Raw genomic sequence first — 12,827 nt, forward strand, 5'->3', positions numbered from 1 at the left:
CATGTACTCCAACAAGCTATACACCCCTCTCCGATACCCAGGAGGCAAGGCGCGCTTTGCGCCCTTGGTCACGTGCGTCATGGAGCAGAACGGGCTATTGGGCGGGCACTATCTGGAGCCGTATGCAGGCGGTGCGGGTGTGGCGCTGGAACTGCTCTTCCACGGTGCTGCATCACACATCCACATCAACGACTTCGACACCGCGGTCTATGACTTTTGGGTTGGCGTCACACAGTCTCCCGAGGCCATTCTCAAATTACTGTGGGATACACCGGTCACCATGGACCAATGGCTCTATTGGCGATCTGTACTGCGCGGGGAAGTGAAGGTTGGCCAAATCGAGCGCGGGTTCGCGACTCTTTTCATGAATCGTACCAATCGCTCTGGCGTTCTCAAGGGCGGTGTGATCGGAGGTCTTGCCCAAGTTGGTGAATACAAGTTGGATGCTCGGCTAAAGAAAGACGTTTTGGCAAAACGCATTGCTCGCATAGCCGATAACGCTGGCAACATCAGCGTTCACAACGAAGATGCATTGTCGCTGCTGAAAAACTGCGCTTCATTTCTGCCGAGCAATGCGCTGATCTATTTAGATCCCCCTTACTACGTCAAGGGCCAAGGCTTGTATCGCAACTTCTACAGCCATGAGGATCACTTGGCGATTGCGAAATGCCTAGGCTCAAGTCGTTTCACTCGGCGGTGGATGGTGTCTTATGACAACGTAAAAGAGATCCGCGATATGTACAGTCCAATGTCATCCGCATATAGCTATGGCCTGAACTACACGGCCCAGACTCGCTACAAAGGCTCCGAGATCATGTTCTTTTCCCGCCAACTTAACCTACCTGAAAGTGAGTTCGAACGCTTCGGACTTCGGGCTGCATAAGCACGTTGCACGCCCATAGAAGCCGCTCATAGTGGCTTCTTTACGCCGCCACCGGCCCAGCGTCGTAGACATCAACCGGCGCCAGCCGTAGCAACGCCTGGGCGTCCTTGAGCGTGCCGGCGAGCCACTGGTCGTAGTCCTCTGGCGCCAGCGGGATCACGCTGCGCTTGTCCTGGCGGTCGGCCGGCCGTTTGGGGTTGGGCTTGTGCATGCGGCGCATCAGCGGATCGTCGTCCGCGTTGATGGTCAGCATCGTGTAGCTCTCGCGTACCTCGCCCGTGGCCTTGTCGGTCCAGGTGTTCCACAGGCCGGCCAGGCCCCAAAGCTGGCCATCCGCTCGGCGAAACCGCCACCACACGTTCTTGCCCGTCTCCCAATTCGGCTCGTCAAACGTCTCGGCCGGGATGATGCAGCGCTGCCCGCGCGCCCATGGGTCCTTATAGCTGGCCTTCTGCGCGAGCTCTTCGGATCGCGCGTTGTTGGTCGGGTACTTGAGCTTCGCCTCCTTCGCGAACCAGGGGATCAGGCCCCACTGCCCCACTACCAGCTCGCGCGAGAAGCCTGCGTCCCCCTTGGCGCGCCGCACGAAGGGCCCGTCGCCGTGCGGGTAGAGCACGTCATCCCACCATCTGCCGTTGCCACGGCCCTTGCTGATCTCCCAGGACTGCTCGATTGCCTTGACGTCTGCGGGTGGCTTGTAGGTGTTGCACATGCGCGCTCCTGACTGTGTAGCGGCCATCCTAGGCTGCTCAACCCTTGCAGCCCCGTCAGCCGAAAGCGCTGGTTTCCCTACTGCGTGCTCGCCGAAAAGCTGTATATTTACACAGTGTTTTGCGAAGTCACCACCCTCCGTCTCGATGGCATCCGGCTCCGGCCCGGAGAGTGGCCGACGCCGATCCGTGGGCGGATGATTTTCGTGCAGCACGGCGGCCGGGCCATGGCGTCCCGGCGGTCGATGCGTAGCGCGGAGCTGCTGACCGACTGGGGCACCACCCCGGTCCCCACGCTCCACATGTTCGAGCCCGAGGTCGTAGACGTGGTGGGCGATGCGCTGCTCTTCCGAGGCTACGTGATCAAGTCCAACCGAGAAGACCAGCGGTGCGCCGAGTACCAGCAGCTGTGGCTTGTCCGCCCATGCATGAGCATGGATGCGCCACCCCTGGCTCCCTTTGATCCGTCGAAGTGGGTGCGGCGGCTGCCCGTGGAGGAGCGCACGGGCGATGAGCACAGCTCCAGCGCGAAATGGCTGGCGGCCCATCCAGACGCTGCCGACTGGAAGCGATGACATGAACACCCCGCCCGGCCACCCAACCCTGTTGACGATGCCATCGTGGGGCGGGCCCTGCGCTTGCGTGGAGATCCTGCCGCTGCCCGCGGCCGAGTACGAGCTGCGCCAAGTGCTCCCCGACTGGTTCGAGGTGCGCGAGCGCTCAAGCGGTTCGCTGATCTGGTCGGGGTTGGGGCCGGCCAGCGTCACGGTGTCGCAGGCGCCGTTCTGAGACGGTCACCAAGCCCACCACCGCGTGGGCCTTTTTTCGTGTGCTCGTTCCGTCGCCCCTGCTTAGCCAACTGGGCGTAGAGAAATTTACCGTTTATTTTGCGTAACGCTATTGACGATCATTTTGCGTTTCGCTAAAGTTCAACCATCGCCACCCCAGCCCCGACTGGTAAGCGATGGGGCCAATCCATCGAGAGCAACCCGACTGATCGTTAAAACAGCGAGAGGATGAACAGGTGGCTCCGGCCGCCCTGCCCCTGATCCCGTGCGGCAGAAGAAAAAGCACACGCGGCGCACCCTTTCAAGAACGTGCGGCGACCCTCCGGCCCCGAAGCTGGAGGCGGGGAAGAAGCGGCACCCGATAGTGATCGGGCACACGGCGCCAGGCCGACGCGGAAGCCCGTGACAGGGGGAGATGTCCGCAGAGCCTTCTTCAGAGGGCCATCAAGAGCAGGCACTGCGAAGCACGTGGGTGGCGACCCCGTTGGACCCCGGTAGAGCCGGACAAATTCGCGGCAGTGCTTGCCCTTGATGGTGAATGCGCAGGCTGATGCGCAGCAAGACGAGACAGGGGCCACAGCAATGTGCGCTTCCCCTGCGTAGGTGGTACAGGCGGCAAACACAGACACCGTGCAAGCATGGGATCAGTGCCACCCCATAAGCCGGAGATCAGCACCGGCCACCATCAAGCGCGGGTCAGGGGTTCCTGGCCGTGTGCGCAGCAGGTGGAAGCCCTGCACCTATTTCAAGCGCCCTCACGTCGAAGGCGTTTCTGTTTTCAAGGAGAACGACATGCAAGACATCACGATCACCGGCGTCAAATTCCAGCGTGTGATGCCAGAGCCCTGCCTGCGTCTCATCCAGTGGGGCAAAGGCCTGCCAATCACCTGCGCATGCACTCGCTGCGCGGCACGTGGCCAAACTCCGGCGCAGGCCAAGGCCTCTGTGGATGCCGCTCATGGCCGTTGACCACAGCAAGCTCAAAGCCTGGGCGCTTTGCTGGCCAGAAGACCCGCGGGCACTACTGTTTGACAGCGAGAAGCTGGCGGAGGAAAACCGCGCTTGGTTCTCGAAGAACTACAAGACAACGCCGCAAGGGGCGGCCCGCGGCGAGCCCTTCATTTTGAGGCTCAGCGTCACGGCAAGCCTTACATGCATCGAGACTGACCTGCTCAAAGCCCTGCGACACATAGAGGCTGTTGCGCTGGCTGATGATCCCCGTGATCTTCCAGGGATTGTTCAGACTGCGCGCCGTGCGATATCCAAGGCCTCATAAATCACGCCCTCAACCCGAGGGCGTTTCCTTTTCCGGCGTCTCCGCTCAGAGCCGCCCTTCACCGCGTCAGGCCTGAGTCGCAACCTCTTGCCCGGCAGCCACACGGCAGCGGTCTTTCTACACCCCACCAGCCCGCCGCGTGCGGGCTTTTTCATGCCCGGAGCACCCATGAACGAGCACGTAGACCCCCTGATCGCAGCGCAGTTGCACCGCTTCTGGCCAGTGCCACCAGTGCCAGGAATCTCCGAAGACGAGTTCCGCCGCGTACGGGCCGAGATCGAGCACCGCGAGGCCATCCGCGACAGCGTGGCGCTCAACCTGCAGATCCGCGCTGCGGCGCAGCCTGGGGTGTCGTGATGAGCGATGCCTGCTACTGCGACTACGACCCGGCGGAGTTCTACAGCGTCAGCGTGCCCACGGCGCGCAAGGCACACCGGTGCGATGAATGCGGCCGCGCCATCAGCCCCGGCGAGACGTACGAACGTGTCATTGGCAAGTGGGATGGCTCGGTGAGCGTGTTCAAGACTTGTCGCCGGTGCACCGCGTTGCGCGACCACCTCAAGGCCCATGTTCCTTGCTTCTGCTGGGCGCACGGCAACCTGCTTGGCGATGCCTGCGAGGAATGGTCCAACGGACTGAGCACTGACGCGGCCGGGAGCGGCTTGATGTTTGAGCTCGGCCGGATGGCCGTGGCCATCAAGCGAGCGCCGGCCTTCAGGAGACCAGCATGACGACCGACGTCACCCGCCGCACCTGGTCGCCTCCATCGCCCGCATTCATCCGCGCCAGCCAGCGCGCGCAGCGTGAGGCCAAGAGCCTCGACGCCGCCCGCGCGCTGCTGGCCGAGGCCGAAGCCGTTCTCGCCGGCTGCACCGACACACCCGCCGCCCAGCTCCGGGCGCGCATCGCCCTCTTCCGGGCCACCACCTGAAGGAACCGACATGCCACCCATCGAGAACATCAAGAACGCGCTCTTGCTGCTCATCATCGCAGGCGCCGCCCATCTGCTGGTGGGCGCATTCGCCGCCGACGAATCCCTGGCAGCTGCTCAGCACGAAGACGAAGCCATCAGCACGCGGGACATTGCTGCGCGCAAGGTCTGCCAGGGCCGCGCATTTGAGTGGCAGGGCGATGTGCTGACTTGCTTCAAGGAGGTGCCATGAGCATGAAGGCGGGCGGTCCAGCATACCCACTGGCTTCTCCAGGAGGCGCAATCCTTAACCAAGGCATGACCTTGCGCGACTACTTCGCGGCCAAGGCGCTGCAGGGCCTGCTCGCCAACCCAGGCGGGCCAGTCCAGGCGTCCACCGCACAGGGCTGGGCGATCGTCAACTGCACGGTCGATCAACTTGGCGATGAAGCGTATGGCATCGCCGACGCGATGCTCAGGGCTCGCGCATGACCTTCCTCCGCACCATCCAGCTCGCAGCCCTGACGCTCGCGTGCTTCGCCCTCGCCGGCTTCGCGGCTGGCGTCATCACCGCATTCCTGCCACCACCACATTGAGGATCACATGACTCACCCAATGCTCCAGGAATCATGGGACGAGGCGATGGCCTGCGCCCAAATCGAACACGACCAAAACCAAGCCGCAACCAAGGAAAACCATGTCCATAGCCTGCATGATTCTCGGCCAGTCCGGGACTGGCAAGACCGCCAGCCTTCGCAATCTCGATCCTGCGCACAGCCTGCTGATTCAGGCCGTCAAGAAGCCGCTCCCCTTCCGCGCTAAGGGCTGGGCGCACTTCGACAAGGAGAAGACCCCGGGTGGGAACATTTTCGTCACCGACCAAGCTGCTCAGATCATCAAGATCATGCGCGGCACCAAGCGCGATGTGATCGTTTTGGATGACTTCCAGTACATCCTGGCCAACGAGTTCATGCGCCGCGTGCTGGACAAGGAAACCGGCAACGCCGCGTTCGCCAAGTACAACGAGATCGCCCGCAACGCCTGGGACATTCTCATGGCGGCCAGCCAGCTCGGCGACACGAAGCGCGTCTACATCCTGGGCCACACGCAGGAAGACGACAACGGGCGCATCAAAGCCAAGACCATCGGCAAGCTGCTGGACGAGAAGATCACGCTGGAAGGCCTGTTGACCATCGTCCTGCGAACCGCGGTCATCAATGGTCAGTACCTGTTCACGACGCAGAACAGCGGCCTCGACACGGTGAAAGCACCGCTCGGCCTCTTCGATTCGGACCAGATCGACAACGACCTGGCAGCCGTGGACGCGGCGATATTCAGCTACTACCAACTCACCGAAGCCGCCTAACCAGCGGCTTTTTCTTTGGCAACCAAGCGTCATCAAGAGGAATTCATGTACGCACTCGACACCCAAGCAGCCCGCGAAGCCGACCAGTTCGGCGCCTATCTCAACGAGACCGGCAAGTACAAAGGCCAGTTCACCCGGGCGGAAAAGCTCGTCAGCAAACAGAAGGGCACACACGGCGTCGGCTTCACCTTCGAAGCCGAAGACAAACGCACCACGCGGTTCGACGTGTGGACGATCAACGGCGCCGGCGATCACCTGCCGGGCTACAAGTTCGTGAACGCCCTTCTGGCGTGCATGAAGCTCCGCCAGGTCACGGAAGCCCCCGCGAAGGTGGACCGGTACAACTGGGACACCAAGCAGATCGAAAAGGTGGATGCCACCGTGTTTCCTGAACTGATCGGCAAGCCCGTGGGCCTGGTGCTGCGGAACACCGAGTACGAAAAGATGCGCGACGGCATGTTGACCGGCGAGACGGGCTGGCGCTTGGAGCCCCTCGTTCCGTTCGAAGCGGCGACCGAATTCACCTCCAGCGAGATTCTGGACCGCAAGACGAAGCCCGAGAAGCTGGCTTCGGTGATGGCGACGGTGACTGACCGCCCGCTCAAGAAAGGCCCTGCACCGGCCGCCCGCCAGGCTCAGGACCGCCACTCCCCGCAACAGGCCTCGCAAGGCAGCGGGTTTGACGACATGGGTGACGACATTCCCTGGTGAAATGCCAGTCAAGGACTACGGCACGTATGCCCGCTCGCCCAAGGGCAAAGCGGCAAGAGCCCGGGCGCATGCGCGGTACGTCCAGAAGCGCCGCGAGGCAAAGCAGATCCAATCCAAGGCCAGCACTGAACAAGTCGCTGGCCTTCTTCTTTCCTGGGGACGAACATGACAGCACTCACCCTCTTCGACCTGGCGCAGCAGGTGCGCGAGTCCGTGAATCAGGCCGATCCAGAAACGGGCGAGATTATCGAGGCCTATGCCGACAACCGCGCGCTCTTTGAGCAGAAGGCAGTGGCGTGCGTTGCCTATGCCAAGGAAGAAGAAGCAACGATCGCCAGCGCCAAGTCGATGCTGAAAGATATGGCGGCGAAGGTTGATGCACGGGAGCGGAGGCTGGAGCGGTTCCGAGCCTACGTGGCGGACTGCATGCGTGCCACCGGCGTGACCGAGGTAAAGCACGAGTCGGGCCTGTTCGGCGCAAAGCTCTACCCCGACCGAGATGAGTCGGTGGAAATCGAAGAAGGCGCCACGTTCCCACCGGCGCTGTGCAACGACCCCAAGCCACCCACGCCCAGCAAGACCAAGATCAAAGCAGCCATCAAGGCAGGCGAAGCCGTTGCCGGGGCGCGCATCGTGCGCAAAGACCGGCTGACGATTGGCTGAGCGCGCCGGCCCACCCCGGCAGATAGCCACCGACCGACCCGCCCCACCCGGGGCACAAACCCTCTGGAGGCCGCATGGCTGACACCACCCCATCCCAAGACCCGCTGCGCCTTGCCGAAACGCTGGAGCGCATGCGGCCCGAATTCTGCGGCAACCAGGCGACCCTGCTGGAAGCGGCAGCCATGCTCCGGGAACAGCACGCAGCCCTCGCCGCACCCCAGCCCAATGCAGCGCTGCTGGAAGGAATTTGCACCTGCGCAGCGGCAGATATGCATTTCGGCGTCTGCTGCAAGGTTCGTCGCGCCTTCGAGGGCTGGTACGACGAACAAAAGGACGGGCGGCTACAGCCTTTCGATGTCTGGACAGCAGGTGTGCGGTGGGCTCGGAAAACCAGCGTCCAGCCCAATGCAGCGCTGGCTGATGGGTGGAAACGCAAGCCGCTGACGTTGGCGCAGATGGAAGCCGGCCGCGAATCGATTTTCAGCACAAGCAACCCCTTCTGCCCATGTGACAGCAAGACGTTCCGAAAGGTGGCGGAGTGGGTCGAGCGGCACCACCGTATCGCCGCCGCCCCTCCCACCCTCAATGCAAGCAAGGAAGGCTGATATGCCCATGTTCTTGATCGGAATGCTGTTCGGCGTCGGGATGACCATCGGCATCCAGGAAGTCCGTGATGCGCCGAAAGGCCCGGTCTGCATCGTCGAGAGCGGCGACAGTTTCTGGAGTCGGAAAAAGCAGGAAGTCCCCTGTGCGAAGGATCACCCATGACCACCACCCCAACCCCCACCCAGCCGCTCGCCGCCGTGCCGGAGGCGCTGCGCTTGGCCGATGAATATGCGGAGGCCCGGCATGCGTTCGGCTGCCACACGTACAACGCCAAGACAGCCGCGGCGCGAGACGCACTGATCGCTGCTCTCAGCGCAGCAGCCCCGGCCCCCACCACCGAGCAAGCGGCGCCAGTCTGGAACAAGCTCCCTTACGAAACGCCTGCGGAACTCTGGAAGGCGTTCAAGGCCGGGGCGAAATTCGTCCTGCACTACCACGGCAAGACGTACCCCGTGGAGCGCATGCAGGCGCAGCGCACGGTTTGCTATGTCGAGCCACCAAAATTCCCGGTGAAGGTCTATCCTGACGGCCGCAACTGCGAAAGTGCCGGCGATGCTATCTGGCTCGAACAGCTCGCCGCCCCCGGTGGGGAAGCGCCAGCAGGGGATGCTGTGGATGAAGCGGCGCTCAGCATCACTGCCGACGAGCTTTATCGCCATTTCGAGATCGCCGGGAAGGTTCAAGGCTTCCGCAGCAGCGCTGACCTCCAGGAGTTCCTTGGCTCCGCCATCGTCCACTACATGGCCGTCCAGAGCCAGAAAGGCGCAGCATGAGCCGCCGTGCCCGCGAACGCCAAGCCGCCGAGTCCGCCCGCTGGGCAGGCTTCTCCCCTCTCTCCGGCGATGACTGGCGAGCTGAGCGAGACACGGACGAGGACGAGTACCCCGAGCCGGAGCCGGAACAACCGCAGCGCGCGGCGTTGCAGTGAGCGCGCCCACCGCGCCCCCATCCCCACAGACCCACAGCCCGCCTTGAGCGGGCTTCCTTTTTGGAGGCAGCATGTCCACCGGACTGTTTCTCGATGACGACGACCTGACGCGGCTGACCAGCCGGAAGATGAAGTCCAAGCAGATCGCCTGGCTCCGCTCGGCAGGCATACCATTCCGCGTCAGCGCCACCGGCCACCCGGTGGTCACCCGCGCGGCGGTCGAGGGCCGGACGCCCGAGCCCGCCGCGCGCCAAAACGGCTGGACGCCGCGCGTTGTTGGAGCACACTGATGGGCCGCAAGCCGACTCGCTGGACCAATCTGCCGCCAGGCATGCGCGCACGCGAGCGCGGCAAGAAGATCCACTACTACCTCGACACCGGCGGGAAGCCTCGCGTGGAGATCCCGCTGGGGTCCGACTACGTGCTGGCCGTTCAGAAATGGGCCGAGTTGACCAGCCGGAAGGGACCAGCCGATGGCGCAATCACCGTGGCCTACCTGGTGGCCCGCTACTTCGCCGAGGTCGTGCCGAAGAAGGCGCTGGGCAGCCAGGACAGCGACGAGAGGGAAAAGGCGTGGGTGCTGCGGTTCTTCAACGACCCGCCCGCGGAACTGGAGAACGTGCAGCCCCAGCACATCCGCCAGTTCATGCGGTGGCGCGCCGAAGAGGCCCGCAAGGCGGCGGTGGCGCGCAGCGCGGAGCGCGCCAAAGGCGGCAGGCCGGCCACCCCGGTGCCGGCCACCCACGGCCAGGTCCGGGCGAACCGGGCCAAGGCGCTGCTCTCCCACATGTTCAACTTCGCGCGCGAGGAAGGGCTGACCGCCATGGCCAATCCATGCGCTGGGATCCAGCGGTTCAAGGAGACCGGTCGGGAGACGGCGCCCGATGACGACATGGTGGCTCGCGTGATGGCGGTTGCCGACCGACCGCTGCAGTTCGCCATGCGCCTGGCCGAACTGATCGGCCAGCGGCCTGCCGATGTGCGCAAGATCACCGAGGCGGACATCAAGGACGGGGTGCTGCACGTCCGGCAGGGCAAGACGGCGGCGCGCCTGCGCATCGAGGTGGCCGGGGAGCTGGCGACGCTGCTGGAGGAAATCCGAGCATTCAAGCGCGAGCTGGGCAGCGTCCACTCACTGGCGCTGCTGGTCAAGGAGAACGGCCAGCCGCTCACCGCCGACGCGATGCGATATCGCTTCGACCACGCCAGGGCAAAGGCCGGCATTGCCAAGGGGGAATTCCAGTTCCGCGACTTCCGCGCCCGGGCGGCCACCGAGACCGACGACGCGGCCGGCACCAAGGCGGCGCAGGCCCTGCTGGGGCACACCACCGAGGCCATGACGGCGGATTACATCCGGCACAAGGCGGGCCGGAAGGTGAAGCTGCAGCGCTGATTTGCGGAACAGCCCCAAAAATTGCGGAAGTTTTGCTACCTCTTTTGTAGCGCTACTTCCGCATGGTTGTTGGTAGGGCGTGGCGGACTTGAACCGACGACCAAGGGATTATGAGTCCCCTGCTCTAACCAACTGAGCTAACGCCCCGATGCGCCAGCGCCGCAGTCGGCAAGACACCCGGCGATTGTATGTGGTTACTTGCGATGGCTCAGCGCGTTGCTGACCAGGCGCGAGGTGATGTCGACGATCTGGATCATCTTGTCGTAGGGCATGCGCGTTGGCCCGATCACGCCGAGCGTGCCCACGACCTGCCCGTCCACCTCATACGGTGCGCTGACGACCGAGAGTTCCTCGAAGGGCACCACGTGGCTCTCGCCCCCGATGAAGATGCGCACCCCCTCCGCCTTGCTGGAGATGTCGAGGAGCCGCAGGATCTGCGTCTTCTGCTCGAACAGCTCGAACGCCCGGCGCAGATGGCCCATGTCGCTGGAAAAGTCGCTCACGGCCAGCAGGTTGCGCTCGCCCGAGAAGACCACTTCGTCCTGCGACTGGGTCATGGCCTCGGTGCCTGCGTTCACCGCGGCCTGCATCAGGTCGGAGATTTCGCCCCGCAGCTGGTCGACCTCGCTCTTGAGCCGCTCGCGCACCTGCTCCATCGTCAGCCCCGAATAGTGGGCGTTCAGGAAGTTCGCCGCCTCGACCAACTGCGACTGCGAATAGTCGGCGTCGGTGAAGATGACGCGGTTCTGCACGTCGCCCTCGGGCGACACGATGATCACCAGGAACCGGCGCTCCGACAACCGCAGGAACTCGATGTGCCTGAACACGGACGCCCGGCGCGGCGCCATCACCACGCCGACGAACTGCGAGAGGTTGGACAGCAGGTGCGCGGCATTGGCGATCACCTTCTGCGGCTGCTCGGGCATCAGCTCGGGTGTCATCAACGGGCCACGCTGCACGGTCAGCATGGTGTCGACGAACAGCCGGTAGCCCCTGGCGGTGGGCACGCGGCCGGCCGACGTGTGCGGGCTGGCGATGAGCCCCAGATCCTCGAGGTCCGCCATGACGTTGCGGATGGTGGCCGGCGAGAGATCGAGCCCCGACGCCTGCGACAAGGTGCGCGACCCCACGGGCTGGCCGTCGGCGATGTACCGCTCCACGAGCGCTTTCAGCAACAACTTGGACCGGTCATCGAGCATCGACTCATTTTACGGCTGTAATGCCCACCGGCCGCGACGCTCAAAACGGTGGATGTGGTCCCGCATGCACGCCTGAGAGATCCCCAGCATGTCGGCCAAAACGGCCTGCGTGTACCACCCACTGCGCCATGCTGCAACGGCTTGCGCGGTGTCCTCGTCAGATAGCGCTCTCTTGACTCCCCACGTCCTTCCAGCCGCCCTAGCGGCACGCTGACCAGCAAGGCAGCGCTCACGGATTAACTCCCGTTCGAACTCGGCGAAAGCGCTCAACAGGTGAAGAAACATGCGGCCTTGCGGGGTGTCAGTTTCGATGGCCTCGGTGAGCGAACGAAATCCGACGCCGCGCCCTTTGAGAACGTCGAACACCTTCACAAAGTGGGACACGGAACGGGCCAGACGATCCAGCTTGTAGACCACGAGCACATCGCCGGACTGCAGCACTCGCAGCAGACGCTCAAGCTCTGGCCTATCTTTGACCGCTGATCGCTTCTCCTGAACAACATGGTGAATGCCGGCACGTTTGAAGGCCGCAAGCTGCGCGGCAGTGTTCTGTTCTAGTGTGCTGACGCGGGCATATCCGTAGACGGTCAACCGTGTCTCCCAACTCTGTTTTTGAGCAAAGAGAGTACCCGAGCGGCGAGGCGCAGAGAGTCGCTTAATGTGCTGCCGCAGTGCGATGGGAAGGAGCAGCCACAAACACTCATTCAGAGCTTGCTTCGCAGCTTTGGGCGCTCGCCGCGCGGCGTCCGTTGCCCGTCACAGATCGCGTCCCGCACCATTCCCCTGAGTTCTTCGCCTCTTCGGCCAACGCTAAGCCAGGAGCGGGCCTGCGGCCCTTTGTCTTTCTCCAGGGGGAATCCATAAATCTTCGATTTACAAACCCTCCCCCTTCCGAAAGCCAATCCCGGCACCGCTAATGGCACGGCGAAGAACTCAGGGGAACGGTGCAAGCAGAGGCCGCTTGCACGGACAACAGACCACTGTTGACCGGCTCGGAATCTAGGGGCCCGGTACACCTTCAGGAGAACACCATGATCGCAGCTAACTACCGCAAGTTTCCCGAAGCCATGGCGCTGCAGCTGGTGCTGAACTTCGGCCGCGTGCTGGTGTGGGCGCTGCCGAGGCCGACGACCAGGGTTCTGCGGGCCATTCGCGCTGAGCGTGCGCGGGCGTTCAAGGCGGCGGGCATGGTGCGGTATCCGGAAGCCAAGCGGACGCCGGCCTGGGTGAAGGAAGCGGCGCGGAAGGCACGCGAGCTGGCCGCCGCTGTTCGCCAGTCCTGCGGGTCGTTGGGGTTGGCATTTAGCTGCGACACATCGACCATGAATGCGTTCAAGGCGCGGATGGTGGAGATGCGCATGCACAAGTGGAGCTCGATGTAATCGGTAGACTGG

At 63.5% G+C, this 12,827-nt stretch carries 22 protein-coding genes and 1 tRNA gene; 19 read left to right on the plus strand and 4 right to left on the minus strand.

Translation table 11 applies throughout. From position 1 onward, the window contains the following. Window position 1 precedes the first annotated feature (1 nt). Window positions 2-883: a DNA adenine methylase gene (locus ABWV53_RS18200; protein WP_353367553.1), complete on the plus strand. Its 882-nt coding sequence runs from the start codon at window positions 2-4 to the stop codon at window positions 881-883. A gap of 40 nt (window positions 884-923) precedes the next feature. On the opposite strand, the gene ABWV53_RS18205 is transcribed toward ABWV53_RS18200, so the two are convergent. Then, window positions 924-1,595, minus strand: coding sequence for an SOS response-associated peptidase (locus ABWV53_RS18205; protein WP_353367554.1), 672 nt, complete (start codon window positions 1,593-1,595; stop codon window positions 924-926). Between the two features lie 84 nt (window positions 1,596-1,679). Here ABWV53_RS18205 and ABWV53_RS18210 point away from each other — a divergent pair, with 84 nt between their 5' ends. From ABWV53_RS18210 to ABWV53_RS18290, 17 genes are all read left to right on the plus strand, one after another. Further along, entirely contained in the window at window positions 1,680-2,168 is a 489-nt protein-coding gene (locus ABWV53_RS18210; RefSeq protein ID WP_353367555.1) for a hypothetical protein, read from the plus strand. Window position 2,169: 1 nt separating this feature from the next. Then, complete coding sequence (locus tag ABWV53_RS18215) at window positions 2,170-2,382, plus strand: hypothetical protein (protein ID WP_353367556.1); 213 nt, start codon at window positions 2,170-2,172, stop codon at window positions 2,380-2,382. A gap of 791 nt (window positions 2,383-3,173) precedes the next feature. After that, a complete protein-coding gene (locus ABWV53_RS18220; RefSeq protein ID WP_353367557.1) occupies window positions 3,174-3,350 on the plus strand; it encodes a hypothetical protein in 177 nt (58 codons plus the stop codon). Further along, entirely contained in the window at window positions 3,340-3,657 is a 318-nt protein-coding gene (locus tag ABWV53_RS18225) for a hypothetical protein (RefSeq protein ID WP_353367558.1), read from the plus strand. Before ABWV53_RS18220 ends, ABWV53_RS18225 begins: the two co-directional genes overlap by 11 nt. A 168-nt stretch (window positions 3,658-3,825) precedes the next feature. Then, window positions 3,826-4,014, plus strand: a complete 189-nt coding sequence (locus ABWV53_RS18230) for a hypothetical protein (RefSeq protein ID WP_353367559.1) — start codon at window positions 3,826-3,828, stop codon at window positions 4,012-4,014. After that, window positions 4,014-4,388 (plus strand): hypothetical protein, encoded by a 375-nt coding sequence (locus ABWV53_RS18235; RefSeq protein ID WP_353367560.1) that lies wholly within the window; start codon window positions 4,014-4,016, stop codon window positions 4,386-4,388. The genes ABWV53_RS18230 and ABWV53_RS18235 overlap by 1 nt, the downstream gene beginning before the upstream one ends. After that, window positions 4,385-4,588, plus strand: coding sequence for a hypothetical protein (locus ABWV53_RS18240; protein WP_353367561.1), 204 nt, complete (start codon window positions 4,385-4,387; stop codon window positions 4,586-4,588). The genes ABWV53_RS18235 and ABWV53_RS18240 overlap by 4 nt, the downstream gene beginning before the upstream one ends. Before the next feature lie 10 nt (window positions 4,589-4,598). Continuing rightward, window positions 4,599-4,820, plus strand: a complete 222-nt coding sequence (locus tag ABWV53_RS18245) for a hypothetical protein (RefSeq protein ID WP_353367562.1) — start codon at window positions 4,599-4,601, stop codon at window positions 4,818-4,820. 65 nt (window positions 4,821-4,885) lie between these two features. Further along, window positions 4,886-5,059, plus strand: a complete 174-nt coding sequence (locus tag ABWV53_RS18250; protein ID WP_353367563.1) for a hypothetical protein — start codon at window positions 4,886-4,888, stop codon at window positions 5,057-5,059. Window positions 5,060-5,264: 205 nt separating this feature from the next. After that, the gene (locus tag ABWV53_RS18255) at window positions 5,265-5,933 is read left to right on the plus strand and encodes a DEAD/DEAH box helicase family protein (protein ID WP_353367564.1); all 669 of its coding nucleotides are present in this window, start codon (window positions 5,265-5,267) and stop codon (window positions 5,931-5,933) included. Window positions 5,934-5,978: 45 nt separating this feature from the next. Then, the gene (locus ABWV53_RS18260; RefSeq protein ID WP_353367565.1) at window positions 5,979-6,644 is read left to right on the plus strand and encodes a hypothetical protein; all 666 of its coding nucleotides are present in this window, start codon (window positions 5,979-5,981) and stop codon (window positions 6,642-6,644) included. Between the two features lie 165 nt (window positions 6,645-6,809). Further along, on the plus strand, window positions 6,810-7,307 hold the full coding sequence (locus tag ABWV53_RS18265; RefSeq protein ID WP_353367566.1) for a siphovirus Gp157 family protein: 498 nt from the start codon (window positions 6,810-6,812) through the stop codon (window positions 7,305-7,307). Window positions 7,308-7,381: 74 nt separating this feature from the next. Continuing rightward, window positions 7,382-7,912 carry a hypothetical protein gene (locus tag ABWV53_RS18270; RefSeq protein WP_353367567.1) on the plus strand — a complete coding sequence of 177 codons (531 nt, stop codon included), beginning with the start codon at window positions 7,382-7,384 and terminating at the stop codon, window positions 7,910-7,912. Between the two features lie 7 nt (window positions 7,913-7,919). Beyond that, the gene (locus ABWV53_RS18275; protein WP_353367568.1) at window positions 7,920-8,075 is read left to right on the plus strand and encodes a hypothetical protein; all 156 of its coding nucleotides are present in this window, start codon (window positions 7,920-7,922) and stop codon (window positions 8,073-8,075) included. Continuing rightward, window positions 8,072-8,686: a hypothetical protein gene (locus tag ABWV53_RS18280; protein ID WP_353367569.1), complete on the plus strand. Its 615-nt coding sequence runs from the start codon at window positions 8,072-8,074 to the stop codon at window positions 8,684-8,686. The genes ABWV53_RS18275 and ABWV53_RS18280 overlap by 4 nt, the downstream gene beginning before the upstream one ends. A gap of 226 nt (window positions 8,687-8,912) precedes the next feature. Further along, window positions 8,913-9,131, plus strand: coding sequence for a DUF4224 domain-containing protein (locus tag ABWV53_RS18285; RefSeq protein WP_353367570.1), 219 nt, complete (start codon window positions 8,913-8,915; stop codon window positions 9,129-9,131). Then, window positions 9,131-10,234, plus strand: coding sequence for a tyrosine-type recombinase/integrase (locus ABWV53_RS18290; RefSeq protein ID WP_353367571.1), 1,104 nt, complete (start codon window positions 9,131-9,133; stop codon window positions 10,232-10,234). The genes ABWV53_RS18285 and ABWV53_RS18290 overlap by 1 nt, the downstream gene beginning before the upstream one ends. Window positions 10,235-10,304: 70 nt before the next feature. On the opposite strand, the gene ABWV53_RS18295 is transcribed toward ABWV53_RS18290, so the two are convergent. The 3 genes from ABWV53_RS18295 to ABWV53_RS18305 all read right to left on the minus strand — a co-directional run bounded on the left by ABWV53_RS18295 (window position 10,305) and on the right by ABWV53_RS18305 (window position 12,024). Continuing rightward, window positions 10,305-10,381: transfer RNA gene (locus ABWV53_RS18295), tRNA-Ile, on the minus strand. 47 nt (window positions 10,382-10,428) lie between these two features. After that, a complete protein-coding gene (hrcA, locus tag ABWV53_RS18300) occupies window positions 10,429-11,433 on the minus strand; it encodes a heat-inducible transcriptional repressor HrcA (protein WP_353367572.1) in 1,005 nt (334 codons plus the stop codon). Between the two features lie 9 nt (window positions 11,434-11,442). Continuing rightward, window positions 11,443-12,024 (minus strand): recombinase family protein, encoded by a 582-nt coding sequence (locus tag ABWV53_RS18305; RefSeq protein ID WP_353367573.1) that lies wholly within the window; start codon window positions 12,022-12,024, stop codon window positions 11,443-11,445. Window positions 12,025-12,464: 440 nt separating this feature from the next. Between ABWV53_RS18305 and ABWV53_RS18310 the strand changes: the two genes are divergently transcribed. Next, complete coding sequence (locus tag ABWV53_RS18310) at window positions 12,465-12,815, plus strand: hypothetical protein (protein WP_353367574.1); 351 nt, start codon at window positions 12,465-12,467, stop codon at window positions 12,813-12,815. Window positions 12,816-12,827: the final 12 nt, after the last annotated feature.

Origin of the sequence: Acidovorax sp. FG27, from assembly GCF_040365715.1 — a bacterium.
Taxonomy (GTDB): Bacteria; Pseudomonadota; Gammaproteobacteria; order Burkholderiales; family Burkholderiaceae_C; genus Paracidovorax.

Excerpts from the sequence above, each read along its gene's own strand:
- ABWV53_RS18220 (WP_353367557.1), top strand. The coding sequence starts at position 3,174 with ATGCAAGACATCACGATCACCGGCGTCAAATTCCAGCGTGTGATGCCA.
- hrcA (WP_353367572.1), bottom strand. The coding sequence starts at position 11,433 with ATGCTCGATGACCGGTCCAAGTTGTTGCTGAAAGCGCTCGTGGAGCGG.
- ABWV53_RS18275 (WP_353367568.1), top strand. The coding sequence starts at position 7,920 with ATGTTCTTGATCGGAATGCTGTTCGGCGTCGGGATGACCATCGGCATC.
- ABWV53_RS18235 (WP_353367560.1), top strand. The coding sequence starts at position 4,014 with ATGAGCGATGCCTGCTACTGCGACTACGACCCGGCGGAGTTCTACAGC.
- ABWV53_RS18280 (WP_353367569.1), top strand. The coding sequence starts at position 8,072 with ATGACCACCACCCCAACCCCCACCCAGCCGCTCGCCGCCGTGCCGGAG.
- ABWV53_RS18265 (WP_353367566.1), top strand. The coding sequence starts at position 6,810 with ATGACAGCACTCACCCTCTTCGACCTGGCGCAGCAGGTGCGCGAGTCC.
- ABWV53_RS18290 (WP_353367571.1), top strand. The coding sequence starts at position 9,131 with ATGGGCCGCAAGCCGACTCGCTGGACCAATCTGCCGCCAGGCATGCGC.
- ABWV53_RS18200 (WP_353367553.1), top strand. The coding sequence starts at position 2 with ATGTACTCCAACAAGCTATACACCCCTCTCCGATACCCAGGAGGCAAG.
- ABWV53_RS18285 (WP_353367570.1), top strand. The coding sequence starts at position 8,913 with ATGTCCACCGGACTGTTTCTCGATGACGACGACCTGACGCGGCTGACC.
- ABWV53_RS18215 (WP_353367556.1), top strand. The coding sequence starts at position 2,170 with ATGAACACCCCGCCCGGCCACCCAACCCTGTTGACGATGCCATCGTGG.
- ABWV53_RS18230 (WP_353367559.1), top strand. The coding sequence starts at position 3,826 with ATGAACGAGCACGTAGACCCCCTGATCGCAGCGCAGTTGCACCGCTTC.
- ABWV53_RS18250 (WP_353367563.1), top strand. The coding sequence starts at position 4,886 with ATGACCTTGCGCGACTACTTCGCGGCCAAGGCGCTGCAGGGCCTGCTC.
- ABWV53_RS18205 (WP_353367554.1), bottom strand. The coding sequence starts at position 1,595 with ATGTGCAACACCTACAAGCCACCCGCAGACGTCAAGGCAATCGAGCAG.
- ABWV53_RS18255 (WP_353367564.1), top strand. The coding sequence starts at position 5,265 with ATGTCCATAGCCTGCATGATTCTCGGCCAGTCCGGGACTGGCAAGACC.
- ABWV53_RS18240 (WP_353367561.1), top strand. The coding sequence starts at position 4,385 with ATGACGACCGACGTCACCCGCCGCACCTGGTCGCCTCCATCGCCCGCA.
- ABWV53_RS18270 (WP_353367567.1), top strand. The coding sequence starts at position 7,382 with ATGGCTGACACCACCCCATCCCAAGACCCGCTGCGCCTTGCCGAAACG.
- ABWV53_RS18310 (WP_353367574.1), top strand. The coding sequence starts at position 12,465 with ATGATCGCAGCTAACTACCGCAAGTTTCCCGAAGCCATGGCGCTGCAG.
- ABWV53_RS18245 (WP_353367562.1), top strand. The coding sequence starts at position 4,599 with ATGCCACCCATCGAGAACATCAAGAACGCGCTCTTGCTGCTCATCATC.
- ABWV53_RS18225 (WP_353367558.1), top strand. The coding sequence starts at position 3,340 with ATGGCCGTTGACCACAGCAAGCTCAAAGCCTGGGCGCTTTGCTGGCCA.
- ABWV53_RS18260 (WP_353367565.1), top strand. The coding sequence starts at position 5,979 with ATGTACGCACTCGACACCCAAGCAGCCCGCGAAGCCGACCAGTTCGGC.